Raw genomic sequence first — 16,235 nt, 5'->3', positions numbered from 1 at the left:
TCATTTCGGCAATACAGGGGGGGCTCTGGCAGTCATTGCCGGCAAGGGGTGCGGCGCGAAAAGCGGTCCCGACGCGCGATATCGGGGTCACCCGTACCTTCGGCCATGTCTGCCGGGGCAGGTAGGACTTTATGCGGCTTCAAGATACAATTGATCCGATTGAACATACGGGTGGGGGACCCGATGGCAAATCCGTCGCCATTCGATACGTAACGGACGCACATCGCACCACTTGCTGGAAAGACCATGCCAGGGCATGCTTCGACAGGGTGTTCGCGCTGCTGGCGCTGACATTCTTCGCGCCGTTCCTGCTCACCATCACGATCCTCCTGCTCGTCAGGGAAGGCAGACCCATCCTGTTCCGTCACACACGGATCGGCAGGAACGGTGTTCCGTTCAAATGCCTCAAGTTCAGGACGATGGCCAAAGACGCCGACGCGCGGCTTGCCCGGCTGCTCGAGAGCGACCCGGCAGCACGGCACGAATGGGAAACGCAGCACAAGCTCGAAAACGACCCGCGCGTTTCCTGCCTGGGGCTGTTCCTGCGAAAAACCAGTTTCGACGAGTTGCCACAATTCCTGAATGTCCTCAAAGGCGACATGGCGATTGTCGGCCCCCGTCCGATCGTCACCGACGAAGCACACCACTACGGGGATAACTTGCAGGACTATCTGTCGGTCAAGCCGGGCATCACCGGCCTGTGGCAGGTCAGTGGCCGCAGCGGCGTAAGCTACGAAGAGCGGGTCGCCTTGGACGTCGACTATATCCGGAACCGGCCGTTCCGGCGCGATCTGTCGATCATACTGAAAACCGTCAAGGTGATGCTGACCCGTGAAGGGGCATGCTGATGGCCTCGTCGGAGCACCGTGTCAGCACGACCGCAACCACCATCAGCCAGAACGCTGCGGTTGCGATCACCACGACAAGACGCAGCTTTTGTGGCCGGGCGGCGCGTACCCAGTGCGTGCAGGCCGATATCTGTTTCTGGAAAAACATGCGCTTTCTTCGATCAGTAGTTCTCGCACTTCAGCCGCCGGTTATTCTCGGCCCTGAAGACGAAAAAGGGCCATCGCGTGAACCCGCATCCGTCGGACCACGCATGGGGATATCCTGCCTTCTGTCGTATGCAATGTCATCCCTCTACCCCTTTGCGCCGCATTCTCGGGCGCGATCATGCCGGTGGACCCGGAACCTGGGCGCAAACGCCGCCCGTCGCGGGCGCGCCGGAAACGAGCGCCCGTCAGGACGCCTTGCCGCGCAGCGCGTTTCTGAACGTGTTGGAAAACTGGCTAAGACCCGGCAGGGGATCGCTCCATTGCCAGATGACATGGAAATCGGCCGTCATCGCGTCGCTGACCGCCCGCCAGAGCGCACCGGGCACCTGGCCGGGGCGCATCATGCCGCGCCCAAGCGAGCTGCGAATGCCCTGGAGGTCTCCGTAGAACCAGGCGTGCCGCAACCCGCCCTGCGCCTCGAACACGTCTTGCGCAAGGTCGGGGTCGGCAGCCAGATCAATCGCCAGCCTGCACAATTCCAGCCCGGCCCGCTCGGGCACCGCGGTGTTCCCGTTGAAACGCGGATTGAGCTCTACGAAAGTGATCTCGTCCCGGTCACGATCCACCATGAACTGGATCAGCCCAACGCCCGTGTAATCCAGCTCGGCCGCCATCCGGGCGGCGTAGTCGCGCAGATCGCGGGGCATGGGCAGGGTTTTTCCGCACACGTCGATTCCCGTGCCGTCGAACGCGTCGGTGCGCAGGATCCGCGTCGCCACCGAGCGGATGACACGCCCATTGCGGGCGGCGAAATCCACGTTGTAGCGCGGCCCCTGAACGAAGCGCTGCACGATCAGCTGGTCATGTCCCTCCGGCCAAACGGCAAGGGAGGCGCGCAGCTCCCCCTCCTTGCGGGTGATGAAGGCCTTTCGCCCGGCGACCGGCCGGCTGGAAGAGAGCGGCCGCACGATGACGGGGAAGCCGATCCGCGCCGCCGCGTCGAAAATCTGCGCGGGCGTTTCGACCACCTCGGCCGGGGCCGACGGCACCCCGGCCCTGTCGGCAACGCGCAGCATCGCGACCTTGTCGAGACAGGTCTTTACCGTTTCGTCGGCTGGGGTCGCGTAGACGCGGTCCCCGGGCAGTTTCGCGCGGTTGTGCGCCAGTCCCAGCACGTATTTCTCTTCCACCGGGACAACGACCCCGATTTCGGGACGCCGTTCGAGATAATCGGCAAGGCAGTCAAAGAAGCCCGGGTCGCCTGCTGCCTTCGGCGCATCCCAGACCTCGGCCACGGACCGCGACACCGCGGCCAACCCCCCGGCATCGCGGCTCACGATCACCTTGTATCCCAGCGACGCCAGGCTCCGGGCCACCGCCACGGTTGGCCGGTAGTTGCCCAGCAACATGACGAAAGTTTCACGGTCCATGGCACAACCCTTTCACGACTTTCGAGCAACGGCGCGTTTGCCCGTGGCGTTGGTCAACAGCCAATGGTACGTGCTCCACCCTCTGCCTGTCCAGATTGCAAGCCCTTGTTTTTAAATTATTTTATAGGCCCTATTGGGCTGCATCGGCCTGCGCAGACAGGCCCGGGAAACCTGCAGATGTTCGCGTCGAAACACGCCTCAACCGACTGCGCAAGCGCGCCATTTCCCGGTTCGCCGAGGCGGATCGCCTTCGTTCGCCCGGCTTCCCGCGTCACCCCACCGCGGACCGCCCACGAGGTCCGGGGCGCGTATTCCAGATCATCACCGGATACATGCCATGCAAATTACCCCGATAGCTGATCGCTACAAAGCCATAGGCGCCGAGGCGCTGCACCGTCTGCCCCAGGCCAACCGCCTGCCCGAGCAAACCCGCCACGCTCTCAATGTCGTGTCCAGGGTCTTTCCGTTCCGGGTCAACACGCATGTCACGTCCAATCTGATCGACTGGGACTCGGCGCCGGACGATCCCGTGTTCCGGCTGGTGTTCCCTGCCCGCGACATGCTCCTGCCCGAGGATTTCCGCCAGATCGAACAGTTGGTCGAAAACGGTGCGTCCGCCGGCGCGATCTCTCTTGCCGCGAACCAGATACGTGCCCGTCTCAATCCGCACCCCTCCGGCCAGCGCGAACATAATGTTCCAAGCCTCGACGGCGAGCCCGTCGAGGGCTTTCAGCACAAGTATCGCGAAACCGTTCTCTATTTCCCTGCCCGCGGCCAGACCTGCCATGCCTATTGCACCTTCTGTTTCAGGTGGGCCCAGTTCGTCGGCGACCCTGCACTGAAATTCGCCAGCAAGGAGGTTGAGGCGCTTCGCCGCTACCTGCGCGCCCATCCCGAGATCAGCGACGTGCTGTTCACGGGCGGCGACCCGATGATCATGGCCACGCACCACCTGGCCGAGCATATCGAACCGCTGCTTGCCCCCGAGTTCGACACCGTTCAGTCGATCCGCGTCGGCACCAAGAGCCTGACCTTCTGGCCACAGCGATTCGTGACCGACCCCGATGCCGACGCGCTTCTGCGCCTGATCGAAAAGGTCACGCGAAAGGGGCGCAATTTCGCCGTCATGGCGCATGTCAATCACTGGCGCGAGCTCGACAACTCGATCGCGCAACGCGCCATCCGGCGCCTGCGCGATGCCGGGGCGACGCTCAACAGCCAGGCCCCGCTTCTGGCCCGGATCAATGACCACCCGGATATCTGGGCACGCAACTGGCGCGAACAGGTCACCATGGGCATTCATCCGTATTACATGTTCATCGAGCGCGACACCGGCCCGCGCCACTATTTCGAGGTTCCCCTCCGCCGGGCCTTCACGATCTACCGCGACGCGATTCAGCAGGTCTCGGGCCTCGCCCGCAGCGCGCGGGGCCCGGTGATGAGCGCGGACCCGGGCAAGGTCGAGGTGCTGGACGTTGACACACGGCCTGATCGCAGCCGGTTTCTTTTGCAGTTCCTGCAGGCGCGCGATCCGGTGCGCGCGCGTCACCCGTTCTGGGCGGAAGGCGACCACAACGCCAGCTGGTTCAGCCAGCTGGCACGTTCGAACCGCTGGTAGCCGCGGTTTTTCGAAACGGAATGACCGCAAGATGCACCGCCCGGCCCGTGATCAGACCCGAGACCGATGCCCGCGCCCTGCTTGGCGCGTCCCGGTTTGTTTACGGCCCTGTCACCGTGATCTCCCGCCTCACGTAGTCACCGCCCCAATCGCGGTTGGGACCCACAGCGAAATCGAGTGTGTCACCGGCCTCCAGTTCCAACCGGCTGACCCTCCATTCGAACGGCGCGTCGCTCACCACGCCCGTGGCCAGCACCTCGCCATTGCGGCTTATCCGGATATCCGCCCCGTCCGCGTCCGGTTTTTCACGAAACCACCGGCCGTGGATTTCATACGTCCCGCTTCGCGGCGCGGTGAACCGTTCGACCACGTGTGCCGGCTGCCCCGAGGGGTAGCCCGTCACAACCTTGACCGGCGTCACCGACATGCGGTCAAGATCGGGATGGCCCAGATACGGATTCCAGTTCCCGTCCATCACCTTGAACGGCCATATCTCGGCATCCCGGGAAACCGCGAAGTAGGACCACGGCGCCGCCCCGTATCCAAGGAACGCGCTGTGAACGGGGCGGTCACGGTGGATCGACACCTTGATCCCCTCCCCCACGATCACCACCGGCGTATCGGAAAGCTGCCGGACCGGGTCGATGCGCCGGCCCTTGCTGTCGAAAAACGCCGCCGGCCCCTCGACATGCAATTCCCCCGGTGCGCCCCAGGCCACGAAGGCCCGCCCGCCTTGGCCGAATTCGTAAAGATGGTCCTCGCGCCGTTTGCCACGCGCCACCGGGCGGCCCAGTGGCAGCAATTCGTTCTGCAGCAGCCGAAAGGTGGCGGCGGCCGGCTTTTCCTCGAGGTCGCTGGTGAACAGCCCCATGTTGGGCCAGTGTTTTTCATCCAGAAGCGCGTACCAGTACGCGCCCGAAACGCCCGCCGCGCCCATCATGCTGACCATCTTCAGCATGAAATCCGGCGCGTCGCGGGGATCTTCGAACCAGTCCCCGAATTCGGTGACGTAAAGCGGCTTCTCGCCGCCGAATTCACGCATCAGGGCGCGCAGGCGCGCAATCTCGACATCGACGTTCTCGGGCGCATCCCGGTAGGGATGGAAGGATATCGCGTCACAGTGCTCCAGCGCCCCGCTTTCGAACGCCTTGCGCAAATAACCCGTGGCGACCGAATGGGCCCCGGTGCAGATGATCTCGGTGTCGGGCTGCGCGGCCTTTACCGCCTTTGCAACCTCCTTGGCCAGCGGCCCGAAATACCGGCCGGGATCATCCTCGAAGGGGCCGGAGAGAAAACCGTTCGTGTTGTATTCGTTGCCGATTTCCAGTCGCCGGATCACGTCCGGGTACGCGGCGACGACGGCCGCCACGTAACGCGCGAAGGCGCGACGCCCTTCGTCGGTGTAAGGCGTGGTGCCGTCATCGTAGGCGGGGTGCGCGCCGGCGAAAACCACCAGTGGCTCAAGACCTTGCCGCCGTGCCGCCTCGAAATAGGGGGCGAAGCGGCTCAGATCGTACTGTCCCGGTTCCTTCTCCACCGATCGCCAGTAGATGCCGTCGCGAAAGCCCGGCGCGCTGATCCTCGGAAAGAGGTCAAGCAGCCCCAGGGACCAGCCCTGCGAGAAATGGGTCTGGACATAGAGACGGAACTCCTCCGGCACGGCGCGCGGTCCGCCCTCCTGCGCCCGCGCGGCGGGTGGGAAAGCGAGGAGCGCCGCCACGGCGGCGAGCCCGACTATAACCTTTTGAAAACGCATTCAATCTCTCCCGCGCAAAAGGGAACTGTTTCAATTGAAATGCTGATTCTACCACGGGACACAGCTGCGGGCATTGCGCGGGGTCGTTTCGCAGCTTGCACACACCGCATAACCAAAGGGTGCCGCGCCGCCGCATCCCGCGAGCGCGTATCATCGCGGTTTTTACGGCCAACGCGGGAGCGTTTCCCAACCGAGGAGAGGGAACATGAAGGATGACGTCGAACTGAACCGGGATGCGGCCGGTAGCGCGCCGGCCGACAAGGTGACCGAAAAGCCGCAGGCGCTACCCGCTACACCCGATTACAAGGACTACACGGCGAAACCGCTGCCCGATCACGGCCGCGCGCCCGCGCCCGGGCTGATGCAGACGCTGAAAACCAGGGTCTTGTACGACAAGCTGCTCTTGCCATACGCGCTGCTCCGGCATCGCAGGCTATTGCGGAGAATGCCGCGGCGGGACGATCATACCTATACCTGTTTTCTCAGGGCCCCGTCGCAATTGGCGCTGCTGTCGGGTCCGGTCATGGATTTCATCGAACCAGAGGGCCGGCTGGACATCGTCCTGCTTGCCTGTTCGAACGGCGCCGAAAGCTACACAATTGCATCATGGCTCCGCATGCACCGGCCCGAGCTAGATTTTCACATTCACGCCTCGGACCTGCATCAGGAGATGATCGCGCGCGCGCAATCCGGCACCTATTCCCGCGACGAGGTGCTGCACAGCATCTACATGTCGCGGGAGTTCCTGGACGACACGTTCCACTTCACCGACGGGCGCTACGTCGTGCGCCCCGAGATCCGCCAGCATGTCAGCTTTTCGCAGGCCAGCCTTCTCGACGGTGCCCTTTTGCGCCAGAAGTTCGGCCGTTCCCCTTTGGTGGTCGCGCAGAACGTGCTGTTTCACCTTGCCCCGGATGACGTGGCCAAAGCCTTCGACAATCTCGTCGGCCTGATGGCGCCGCGGGCCGTGCTTCTGATCGAAGGGATGCAGCTGGACCTGCGTGTCAAGCTCACCGCGCAGTACGGCCTGACCCCCTTCCCCCATGACCTGCGGCGGATCTACGAGGAATCCCGCGTGCATACCCCGCCGCACTGGTGGCGCACCTACTGGGGCAGCGAGCCCTATATCGCGTTCCGTCGGCACCGCGCACGGCGTTACGGCACTGCGTTCTTCCGTGACGAGGGGCCAAGCGCCCATGCGCCTGCGCCGTCATGACCACACCGGGCCGGAACAACTACGTCATCGTGTCCGGCGCGTCCAAGGGGATCGGCCGGCAGTGCGCCACGGCCCTGACCGAGGCAGGCTTTCACGTCCTCGCGGGAATCCGCGGGCAGTCGGACGCCGATGCACTCAATGGTTTGGGCAATTCCATGCTGCACCCGGTCATGCTGGACATAACCAGACCCGACCAGATAGCCGCCCTTGTCTCGCGATGCGAAGGGCTGGACATTCGCGGGCTCGTGAACAACGCCGGCACGGCCGTTCTGGGGCCGGTGGAATTCCTGCCGCTTGATGACATCCGGCAGGAGTTCGAGGTCAACCTGTTCGGCCATGTCGCGATGATCCAGGCGTTTCTGCCCAAGCTGAGGGCGGCGAAAGGCAGGATCATCAATATAAGCTCGATCAGCGGCTTCGTCGGGCTCCCTTATTTCGGGGCTTACAGCGCATCGAAGTTCGCCATTGAAGGGCTCAGCGACGCGCTGAGGCGCGAATTGAAACCAACCGGGGTCGCCGTTTCGGTGGTCCAGCCGGGGAACATGGACACAGCCATCTGGGACAAATCCTACAACAAGGCGAAGGCGCTCGAGGGCGACTTCCCCGATCATGCGCAGCGCATCTATGGCAAGCGTTTTCACAGGAACGCCGACGGCAGGCACGGCCCACTGCACAAGGACCCGCCCGGAATCGTGGCAACGGCGGTCGTGCGCGCCATGACCGACGCCAGGCCGAAAAGCCGATACCTGGCCGGCAAGGATGCCCGGCGTTTCAGCCGAAGGACACGGTTTCTGCCCGACGCGCTCCTCGACAGGATATTTCGTGCATGATGCCCCAGGAAAGAAAGCCCAACTTCTTTATCGTCGGCGCCCCGAAAAGCGGTACGACCGCCATGGCCCAGTATCTCGATGAACACGACAACGTGTTTGTATGCAAACCCAAGGAGCCCTGTTTCTTCTGCACGGATTTCCCGGGGCAACGCCTTGCAACGTCCGAAGAGGACTATGCCGCGCTGTTCACACCTGCCGGCGCGCAGCACCGCGCCATCGGCGATGGCTCGGTCTGGTATCTCTACTCGAAAGAGGCTATCGGGAACATCCATCGCTACGACGCGGGCGCAAGGATCATCGTGATGCTGCGCAACCCGGTTTCCCAAGTCTATTCGATGCACCAGGAACTGTACCACAGGCGGTACGAGGTCGAGCCCGATTTCGTCAAGGCGTGGGCGCTGCAACCAACCCGACGCCAGGGTCTGCAGATCCCGCGATATTGTCGCGAGCCGCGCTTCCTGCAATACGCCGATATCGCGCTTTACTCCGGCCAGATCGAACGGCTGCTAGACACTTTCCCGCGTGATCAGGTCAGGATCGTGATATTCGACGACTTCAAACGTGACACCGGCAAGGTGTATCGCGACCTGCTGGAATTTCTCGGCGTCCCCGACGATGGACGCGACAGCTTCCAACCGGCGCTGCAAAGCCGACGCCACAGGTTCCGCGCGCTGGGCACGTTCTTGATAAACCAGCCGCCATGGCTCATACGATCGCGCAACGCCGTCAAGAAGGCGTTCGGAATCGAGAGGTTCGGCGTCGGCGAGTTCGTGATGCGGCACAACACCGTCGCCGAGAAACGCAAACCGCTGCCAGACGGGTTTGTCAGCGAACTCAAGGGTTTTTTCCGTTCCGACGTGGACAGGCTGTCCGACCTTCTGGGCCGTGACCTGTCTCATTGGTGCGCATAGCCGCCCCGCCCGACCACCCGCCTTTGCCCGGGTCGTCCAAGACTGCTGCACGCGGGATTTCTTGACCGAGTTCCTCTTGACGCGGCGTTTCCCGGGCCGCGAGCGCGCTTGACGGAGTCGAAAAAATGGGTTCCTATTCCGACAGATAAGTCAACGCCATCTACACTGCCTTGTCCCGCTGGCAATTCGTGTGCGCGCTTCGCGTCCGCCGATGAAGGGCTTCTTGCAATCCACTGGGACAAAATTTGTCGCCTTGGATGAGATGAGAGTAGAAACTGGTTTTCCATGAAAAACGGCCCCGAACCGGCGCGGTTGATAATCGGGATCGCCACCGTTGATCGCGGCAGCATCGTCACTCCGGTCGTCCGGGCCATCGCCAAGCAAACCCGGCCGCCCGACCTCGTTTACGTGAGCGGGACGCAGGCATCCGATTTCGGCAGCCTGCCCGATGCGGACCTTCCGTTTCCGGTCCGTTTCCTGACCGGACCAAAGGGGTCTTGCGCACAACGCAACACCATAATCGAGACGCTGTCGCCAACCGATGTGCTGTTGCTCATGGACGATGATTTCCTGCTCTCGCCTGATTACCTTGAAAAGCTCGAAATCCTGATGCGGGACGAGCCGGATATCGTCGTGGCGACGGGGAAGGTTCTGGCGGATGGCATCCTCGGGCCGGGCATGGACTTTGACCAGGGTCAGGCGGCGCTCGAGGCCGGTTTGAGACAGCCCGCGGGCAACGCGGTGATACCCGTACGAAATGGCTACGGCTGCAACATGGCCATCCGGATGGAACCGGCTCTGGAACACGGTCTGCGCTTTGACGAGGCATTGCCGCTCTACGGATGGTTCGAGGATGTCGATTTTTCCGTCCGGATCGGCAAGTTCGGCCGGGTCGTGCGTGCCGAGCAGTTGCGTGGTGTGCATCTGGGCACGAAAACGGGCCGGACACCGGGCGTGAAATTCGGTTACTCGCAGGTTGCCAATCTTGTCTACCTAAAGCGCAAGGGATCGATCACTGCAGGTGCGATGTATAACCGGATGAGCCGGAACATCGTCGCGAACCTGCGGTACAGCCTGTTCCCCCTTGAATGGGTCGATCACCGGGGGCGGCTGAAGGGCAACATTCTGGCCCTGTCCGATCTTGCGAAGGGCCGTTGCGATCCCGGCCGCATTACCTGCCTGCAAAACCCGCAGTAACGCTCGACGATCCTGCACGTGGCCCTGCGCGGCGCCGGTTCTTCCGCACGTGCGAAAAATACCTGTTTGCCGGGTCGCGGCGCGGCGGTTGGCCGTTGCAGTTTGACACGACCGCTCCAAGAACCGAAGGTCGCGCTGCCCGACGCCGTGTCAGGCATGGAAAAGCGCCGGAAGCGTACTTGCGCAACGGTTTTCCGGCACCGGCCGCAGAGCGGCACGAAACAGGGATGGAGTGAACCCGCATGAAAAGAGATCCCCGCTACGACATCCTGTTCGAACCCGTGCAGATCGGCCCCGTCATGGCGCCCAACCGGTTTTACCAGGTGCCGCACTGCAACGGCATGGGGCGGATGTATCCCGACAGCATGACCGCCATGCGTGGCATGAAGGCAGAGGGTGGCTGGGGAATCGTCTCGACCGAGCAATGCGATTTCCACCCGAGCGCGGATGTCACCCCCTTTTGCGAAACCAAGCTGTGGAGCGACGACGACATCCCCTACCTCGCCGGGATGTGCGACGCGGTTCACGCGCATGGCGGGCTTGCGGCGGTGGAACTGGTGCACAACGGTCACGACACCGGCAATCTCTACAGCCGAGAGGTGCCGATCGGTCCCATGCATCGCCCGGTGACTTGGCTCAACCATCCGGTGCAGGCGCGCGCGATGGACCTCGACGACATCCGCGCCTATCGCCGCTGGCATCGCAACGGCGTGCTGCGCGCCAAGAAGGCCGGGTTCGACCTTGTCGTGGTCTATGCCGGGCATGACGGGGCCATGCCCTCGCATTTCCTGTCGCGCCGTCATAACCAGCGTCTCGACGAATACGGCGGCAGCCTGGAGAACCGCCTGCGCTTCTACCGTGAGCTTCTGGAGGACACGCTTGACGCGGTGGGCGACACGATGGGCGTGATCGCGCGCTTCGCCGTGGACGAGATGATGGGCCCCGACGGGCTCGAATGGGCCGGCGAAGGCCGCGACGCGATCGAGATGATGGCAGAGCTGCCGCACATGTGGGACGTGAACGTGTCCAACTGGGAAAATGACTCCATGACCTCCAGGTTTGCCCCCGAGGGCTACCAGGAAGAGTACGTGGCCTTCGTCAAGCAGGTCACGTCGAAGCCCGTCTCGAGCGTGGGTCGCTACACGTCACCGGATGCGATGGTTTCGGCCATCCGGCGGGGCATCGTTGATCTTATCGGTGCCGCGCGCCCATCCATCGCGGACCCCTTCCTGCCAAGGAAAATCGAAGAAGGACGGATCGAAGAGATCCGCGAATGTATCGGCTGCAACATATGCGCCGCGTGGAACAACGTCTCGGCCCCGAGCCGTTGCACGCAGAACCCCAGCTTCGGCGAGGAGTGGCGCAAGGGCTGGCACCCCGAAACCGCAACGCCGAACGCGTCTGACGCGCACATTCTCGTGGTGGGCAGCGGGCCGGCCGGGCTGGAGGCGTCGCATTGGCTGGGTCGGCGCGGCTACACCGTCACGCTCGCCGAGGCCGGGGCCGAGGCGGGCGGGCGGGTGACCCGCGAGAGCGCGCTGCCCAATCTGGGCGCATGGGCGCGCGTCCGCGACTACCGGCTTGGCCGGATCGCGGAGATGGTCAACGTGGAGCTCTTTCTCGAAAGCCGGCTCATGCCGGACCATGTGCTCGAATTCGGCGCCGATCATGTCGTGATCGCCACGGGCGCCTCCTGGCGGCGCGATGGCGTCGGCCGCGCCGTGCGGGACCCGGTCGCCGTTTCCGGGGGCGCGCACGTTCTGAGCCCAGACGACATCATGGATGGCAAACGCCCGCCGAAGGGGCATGTCGTGATCTTCGACGACGATCACTACTACATGGGCTCCGTCATGGCCGACCTGCTGGCCAGCGACGGCTACACCGTCACACTGGCAACGCCCGGCCTGTGCGTGAGCAGTTGGACGGAATACACGCTGGAGCAGGGCCATATCGAGCGTCGGCTGGTCGGTCTCGGGGTGGAGATACTGCCGCGCCACGCGCTGGTTTCGGCCACCGATGAGGGCGTCCAGCTCGTCGACATGGTGACCGGGGCAGCGGTGCAGCGCGGCGGCGCGCTGGTGACGGTGACGATGCGGCTGCCCGATGACGCGCTTTACCATGAACTGATGGCCCGGCGCGAGGATCTTGCCACTGCGGGTATCCAGTCCGTGCGCCGCATCGGCGACTGCCTTGCGCCGGCCACCATCGCCGCCGCCGTCTACGAGGGCCGACGCTATGCCGAGGAATTCGATACGACCGTCGACCCGGACGGCGTGCCCTTCAAGACGGTGAAATATGACCTCGAGCTCGGCGGCTGAGCGGCGGGGGTCAGGGCGCCAGCGCGGCAAGCGCCGCCTCGTTCATCTCCACGCCCAGCCCGGGCTTGCGGGGCAGGCGCGCATGACCGTCGGCGATCACGGTGTCACACTCGGCAAGCCGCGCCCCGAGATCCAGGTAGTCGTGGAAAAGTTCGGCATACCCCGCGTTGCGCATTACCGCGCAGACATGCAGCATCGACATGAAGGCAACCGTCGTGCTGTTCCAGCTGTGCGGTGAAAGTTGCACGCCATGGGCATCGGCCATCGCACCGATCTCGAGCATGGCCAGCAGCCCCCCGGCCCCGGCGATGTCAGGGTTCAGCACGTCGGCCGCACGTGCGAGCAGCACATCGCGGTAATGGCGCAGCCCCGCCTGCCGCTCGCCCGTGGTGACACGGCTGAGGGTGGCTGCGCGAAACTCGGCCATAGAGGCCAGGTCATCCGCGGCGACCGGCTCTTCGATCCAGTAGGGATCGTAGGGCTCGAACATGCGCGCCGCGCGCAAGGCATGGCGCCGATCCGTCTGTATGGCAAAATCGAGGAGGAGGTCCGTCTCGGGTCCGACCGCCTCGCGCGTCAGGCGCACGCTGGCCTCGGCCTCCGCCAGCGTCGGCTGCCGCAACGGGTAGATCTTGACCGCCTTGTAACCCTGTGCACGCATCATTGCACAGCGTTCGGCCACGGCCGCCGGTGATTGCACCGGGTTGTCCCACGCGTTGGCATAGACCGGAACCCGCTCTGTCAGGGCACCACCGAGCAGCGCGTGCAGCGGCTGGCCGGTGGATTTGCCCAGCAGATCCCACAGCGCCATCTCGATGGCGCTCGTGGCGCAGGCATAATCTATGCCCGGATGCTTGCTGTCCATCGGCTTGGCGACCCGGTGCAGGAACCCGCGCGGGGTTGCCTCCTCCATCTGCCTGAGCGCGTCCCCCAAAGCCACGATGATCTCTCGGATCGCGCGCTGCCTGTGGTCGAGCGCGTAGGCCTCCCCCCAGCCGACCAAACCCGCCTCTGATTGGAGTTTCACGAAAACCGTCATGCGGCCGCGAGACCACCCGTCGGGGCTGGGACGTGCGGCCACGAGAAAGGGCGTGATCGATCTGATCCTCATCGGGCTATCCTTCGGGGCGGCAATGGCAGGCTATGCGGATCCGTCCGCTTGTTCCCGCGCAAACCGCGCGAGCGCCCGGTCGAGCGCGGCGACCGCCCGGTCGACATGCGTGCGCTCGGCAATGAGCGGCGGGCGGATCTTGATGATGTTGCCGTGAATGCCGGACGTGCCGGTGATCAGCCCCTCCGCCGCGATCAGGGTGGTGAGGTGGCGTGCCCGTGCAGAGGTGATCGGGGTTCTGGCCGACACGTCGGATACGATCTCGAGCCCCTGGAACATGCCGTACCCGCGTGCCGTGCCGACGATGGCGTGACGCCCGGCGAGCTCGGCTAGGCGGTCGGCCATGTAGGCCCCCGTGTCGGTCGCACGGGCAAGCAGCCCTTCCTTGTCGAAGACATCAATAACGGCCTTGCCGACCGCGCCCGCGACCGGGCTGCCGGCCGTCGTGTTGAAATAGCTGTAGGTATCGCCGAATTTCTCGGCAAGCTCCCGACGTGCCACCATGACGGAAATCGGATGTCCGTCGCCCATGGGTTTGCTGCATGTGACGATGTCGGGCTCCATCCCGTGATGCTGGAACCCCCACCAATGCGTTCCCATCCGGCAATATCCGGCTTGCACCTCGTCCGCGATCAGGAGCCCTCCCCTGCGGCGCACCTCGGCGAAAAGCGCGCTCATGAAGCCATCGGGCGGGCGCACCACGCCGATATTGTCGAAAGAGCAGTCGATCAGCGCGGCGGCCAGCCTGTGCCCGCGGGCCTCCAGCCGGTCGAGTTGTTCCACGACCTGCGCGAGATACTTCTCGCCGGCCTGCGGATCGTCCTCACGGAACGATCCGCGGTAAAGATCCGGCACCTCGAAAGTGGCAAGCCAGTCGGGGCGGTCCGCGGGCGGGTAGCTGTCAGTGGACAGGGCCAGCACGAGCGTCGAGGTGCCATGATAACAGAACTCTCCCGCCAGAACCCCGTGCCGGCCGGTGACGTGACGCGCCACCTGTATCGCAAGGTCGTTTGCCTCCGTGCCCGTGCAGGCGAAGTAGCAGGTATCGAGGTGACCGGGCAGTTTCGCCTTCAGCGCCTCGGCGAATTCCACGATACGCTCGTTGAGATAGCGCGTGCTGATGTTCAGCGTCGCCGCCTGCGCGGCAAGCGCCTCGACCACGCGCGGATGGCAGTGCCCCACCGAGGCGACATTGTTGTAGAAATCAAGGTATTTCCGCCCCTCCGCGTCCCACAACCACATGCCCTCGCCTTTGACGACGTGCAGGATCTCGTCGAAGAAATGCGGTGCGTCGGGCGGCAATACGCCGGCCCTTCGGTCTTCAAGTGTTCGGCGCGGCATGGTCCACTCCCTGCATTTGAAAGAACCCGGTTTCACGTTGCCGCCGCAAGGGCGTCGGTAAAATCGCGCCGGTCGACCGCGGCAATCGCCCGCACCGCGTCGACCGCGCCGGGCAAGTGGACCGTCTCGATGGCGGGATCGTTGTTGGCATGGGCGCGCCGGAACATGGCCAGCTGCGCACACAGGACGGCCCGCGCCAGCGCCGCATCGTAAAGCAGCGGTAGAAGCGTATCGGAAAACTCGGCCTCGGACCGGTAGCCACCCAGCATGGCCCGGCAACCGGCAAGGAAATCGGGCATTATCCCCGCGAATTCCCCGAGGGCGGAGGACAGCTCCATCACCGTGGGCCTGCAGACCATGTCTCCGAAGTCGATGCACCCGGTCAGCCGTTCCGGGTCGTCGGGATCGCATAGCACGTTTCCGGCGTGAAGGTCGTTGTGGATGACCTGTTCCGGCAGGTCATGCAACCGGGGCAGCGTCTCTGAGGCAAACCGGCGCAGGAACGGCATGCAGATGTCTCGCAGGGTGCTCGGCAGATACCGGTCCCTGAACCCGTCCATGACGGCAAGGCCGTTCATCACGTCCCATGGCAGGAACTCCCGCGGGACGGGCGGCGGCATGGTCTTGAGCGTGCGGTCCATCCGGCCCATCAGGACGCCCACGGCGCGCAGGGACGCCTCTGACGGCGCGTCGAAACTGTCGAGGGGAACGCCGGGCACATGGGTCAGAAGGCGGAGGTGATGCGCGGGGCCGTCCCCTTCGGCGATCGCGGCACGCGGCGCCCCGGCATGCGTAGGCACCACGCGCGGCACGCCCAGCCCGGGATCGGCGCACCGGATATGTTCGAGCGCCCGGTTCTGGAAGTCGACCGCGGCGCCGGTTTCGCGCGGGCCGGAAATCTTGACGACGTAGGCCACGCCGCTCTCCGCCTCCAGCCGGAAATTCTGATCGCGCTCGCCGGAAAGCGGCGTGAGCTGCCCGTCGATTCCGTACGTCCCGGAAAGGAAATCGGCGACCGCCGGGGCTTGGAACCGCGGCGGATCGAACCTGAAATCCGCAACGGTCGGGTCGGGCGGCAAGCTTGCGAAATTGGGCATCTGGATCTCGATTCCGGGTCAGAACACCCGCCACGGTAGCAATGAATCGCCCCCTTGTCCCCGGCAAATGCCGCGGGTTTCAGGCCGGGCCGGTCGTGCGGCGCCGTACCGGCGCACGGCCCGCGGCAGACGTCCCGCCGGTGGTCAGCGTTCCCTAGACATCAGGAACTCCGCAAGCGCCTGATACGCAGGCAGCGAGGTCGGGTCGATGAACCCGTTCTGGGCGCGCGGATAGGATGCCAGCCGGACCAGCACCATCTCGGCCGTCGGATCGACATAGATCGTCTGCCCGTGCACGCCACGCGCGGCATAGGCCTGACCTGCCACGGGATTTTTCCTCCATTTGGAATTAGAGTCCGACCCAACGAAGGGACGGACAATGAAGCGAACGAGATACAGCGAAGAACAGATCATC

The 16,235-nt window shown here is 64.3% G+C and carries 12 protein-coding genes and 1 pseudogene; 7 read left to right on the top strand and 6 right to left on the bottom strand.

Annotation, left to right across the window (positions count from 1 at the left end; genetic code table 11):
• Window positions 1-131 precede the first annotated feature (131 nt).
• On the top strand, window positions 132-848 hold the full coding sequence (locus ACH13J_RS10035; protein ID WP_397543195.1) for a sugar transferase: 717 nt from the start codon (window positions 132-134) through the stop codon (window positions 846-848).
• Between the two features lie 392 nt (window positions 849-1,240).
• On the opposite strand, the gene ACH13J_RS10030 is transcribed toward ACH13J_RS10035, so the two are convergent.
• Complete coding sequence (locus tag ACH13J_RS10030; RefSeq protein WP_397543194.1) at window positions 1,241-2,425, bottom strand: ATP-binding protein; 1,185 nt, start codon at window positions 2,423-2,425, stop codon at window positions 1,241-1,243.
• A gap of 337 nt (window positions 2,426-2,762) precedes the next feature.
• Between ACH13J_RS10030 and ACH13J_RS10025 the strand changes: the two genes are divergently transcribed.
• On the top strand, window positions 2,763-4,043 hold the full coding sequence (locus ACH13J_RS10025) for a KamA family radical SAM protein (protein WP_397543193.1): 1,281 nt from the start codon (window positions 2,763-2,765) through the stop codon (window positions 4,041-4,043).
• Window positions 4,044-4,143: 100 nt separating this feature from the next.
• Here the strand turns inward: ACH13J_RS10025 and ACH13J_RS10020 are convergent, their stop codons facing one another.
• Window positions 4,144-5,799: a hypothetical protein gene (locus ACH13J_RS10020; RefSeq protein ID WP_397543192.1), complete on the bottom strand. Its 1,656-nt coding sequence runs from the start codon at window positions 5,797-5,799 to the stop codon at window positions 4,144-4,146.
• 205 nt (window positions 5,800-6,004) lie between these two features.
• Here ACH13J_RS10020 and ACH13J_RS10015 point away from each other — a divergent pair, with 205 nt between their 5' ends.
• The 5 genes from ACH13J_RS10015 (at window position 6,005) to ACH13J_RS09995 (ending at window position 12,271) form a co-directional block, all read left to right on the top strand.
• Complete coding sequence (locus tag ACH13J_RS10015; RefSeq protein WP_397543191.1) at window positions 6,005-7,015, top strand: CheR family methyltransferase; 1,011 nt, start codon at window positions 6,005-6,007, stop codon at window positions 7,013-7,015.
• Complete coding sequence (locus ACH13J_RS10010) at window positions 7,012-7,845, top strand: SDR family NAD(P)-dependent oxidoreductase (protein WP_397543190.1); 834 nt, start codon at window positions 7,012-7,014, stop codon at window positions 7,843-7,845. Before ACH13J_RS10015 ends, ACH13J_RS10010 begins: the two co-directional genes overlap by 4 nt.
• Window positions 7,842-8,756 (top strand): sulfotransferase, encoded by a 915-nt coding sequence (locus ACH13J_RS10005; RefSeq protein ID WP_397543189.1) that lies wholly within the window; start codon window positions 7,842-7,844, stop codon window positions 8,754-8,756. The genes ACH13J_RS10010 and ACH13J_RS10005 overlap by 4 nt, the downstream gene beginning before the upstream one ends.
• Before the next feature lie 285 nt (window positions 8,757-9,041).
• Window positions 9,042-9,953 carry a glycosyltransferase gene (locus ACH13J_RS10000; RefSeq protein WP_397543188.1) on the top strand — a complete coding sequence of 304 codons (912 nt, stop codon included), beginning with the start codon at window positions 9,042-9,044 and terminating at the stop codon, window positions 9,951-9,953.
• 242 nt (window positions 9,954-10,195) lie between these two features.
• Entirely contained in the window at window positions 10,196-12,271 is a 2,076-nt protein-coding gene (locus tag ACH13J_RS09995; RefSeq protein ID WP_397543187.1) for an oxidoreductase, read from the top strand.
• Between the two features lie 10 nt (window positions 12,272-12,281).
• Here ACH13J_RS09995 and ACH13J_RS09990 read toward each other — a convergent pair whose 3' ends face one another.
• From ACH13J_RS09990 to ACH13J_RS09975, 4 genes and pseudogenes are all read right to left on the bottom strand, one after another.
• A complete protein-coding gene (locus tag ACH13J_RS09990) occupies window positions 12,282-13,382 on the bottom strand; it encodes an enolase C-terminal domain-like protein (protein ID WP_397543186.1) in 1,101 nt (366 codons plus the stop codon).
• A 30-nt stretch (window positions 13,383-13,412) separates the two neighbouring features.
• Complete coding sequence (locus ACH13J_RS09985) at window positions 13,413-14,723, bottom strand: aminotransferase class III-fold pyridoxal phosphate-dependent enzyme (protein WP_397543185.1); 1,311 nt, start codon at window positions 14,721-14,723, stop codon at window positions 13,413-13,415.
• Window positions 14,724-14,755: 32 nt separating this feature from the next.
• Window positions 14,756-15,820, bottom strand: coding sequence for a phosphotransferase (locus ACH13J_RS09980; RefSeq protein ID WP_397543184.1), 1,065 nt, complete (start codon window positions 15,818-15,820; stop codon window positions 14,756-14,758).
• Window positions 15,821-15,964: 144 nt separating this feature from the next.
• Window positions 15,965-16,235 (bottom strand): annotated as a pseudogene (locus ACH13J_RS09975) (hypothetical protein); the annotation flags it as partial.

This window comes from Roseovarius salis, assembly GCF_044472985.1.
GTDB lineage: Bacteria > Pseudomonadota > Alphaproteobacteria > Rhodobacterales > Rhodobacteraceae > Roseovarius > Roseovarius salis.
The sequence above is the reverse complement of the archived record's forward strand: the minus strand, read 5'-3'. Positions and strand labels throughout refer to the sequence as shown.

Excerpts from the sequence above, each read along its gene's own strand:
- ACH13J_RS10035 (WP_397543195.1), top strand. The coding sequence starts at position 132 with ATGCGGCTTCAAGATACAATTGATCCGATTGAACATACGGGTGGGGGA.
- ACH13J_RS10030 (WP_397543194.1), bottom strand. The coding sequence starts at position 2,425 with ATGGACCGTGAAACTTTCGTCATGTTGCTGGGCAACTACCGGCCAACC.
- ACH13J_RS10025 (WP_397543193.1), top strand. The coding sequence starts at position 2,763 with ATGCAAATTACCCCGATAGCTGATCGCTACAAAGCCATAGGCGCCGAG.
- ACH13J_RS10020 (WP_397543192.1), bottom strand. The coding sequence starts at position 5,799 with ATGCGTTTTCAAAAGGTTATAGTCGGGCTCGCCGCCGTGGCGGCGCTC.
- ACH13J_RS10015 (WP_397543191.1), top strand. The coding sequence starts at position 6,005 with ATGAAGGATGACGTCGAACTGAACCGGGATGCGGCCGGTAGCGCGCCG.
- ACH13J_RS10010 (WP_397543190.1), top strand. The coding sequence starts at position 7,012 with ATGACCACACCGGGCCGGAACAACTACGTCATCGTGTCCGGCGCGTCC.
- ACH13J_RS10005 (WP_397543189.1), top strand. The coding sequence starts at position 7,842 with ATGATGCCCCAGGAAAGAAAGCCCAACTTCTTTATCGTCGGCGCCCCG.
- ACH13J_RS10000 (WP_397543188.1), top strand. The coding sequence starts at position 9,042 with ATGAAAAACGGCCCCGAACCGGCGCGGTTGATAATCGGGATCGCCACC.
- ACH13J_RS09995 (WP_397543187.1), top strand. The coding sequence starts at position 10,196 with ATGAAAAGAGATCCCCGCTACGACATCCTGTTCGAACCCGTGCAGATC.
- ACH13J_RS09990 (WP_397543186.1), bottom strand. The coding sequence starts at position 13,382 with ATGAGGATCAGATCGATCACGCCCTTTCTCGTGGCCGCACGTCCCAGC.
- ACH13J_RS09985 (WP_397543185.1), bottom strand. The coding sequence starts at position 14,723 with ATGCCGCGCCGAACACTTGAAGACCGAAGGGCCGGCGTATTGCCGCCC.
- ACH13J_RS09980 (WP_397543184.1), bottom strand. The coding sequence starts at position 15,820 with ATGCCCAATTTCGCAAGCTTGCCGCCCGACCCGACCGTTGCGGATTTC.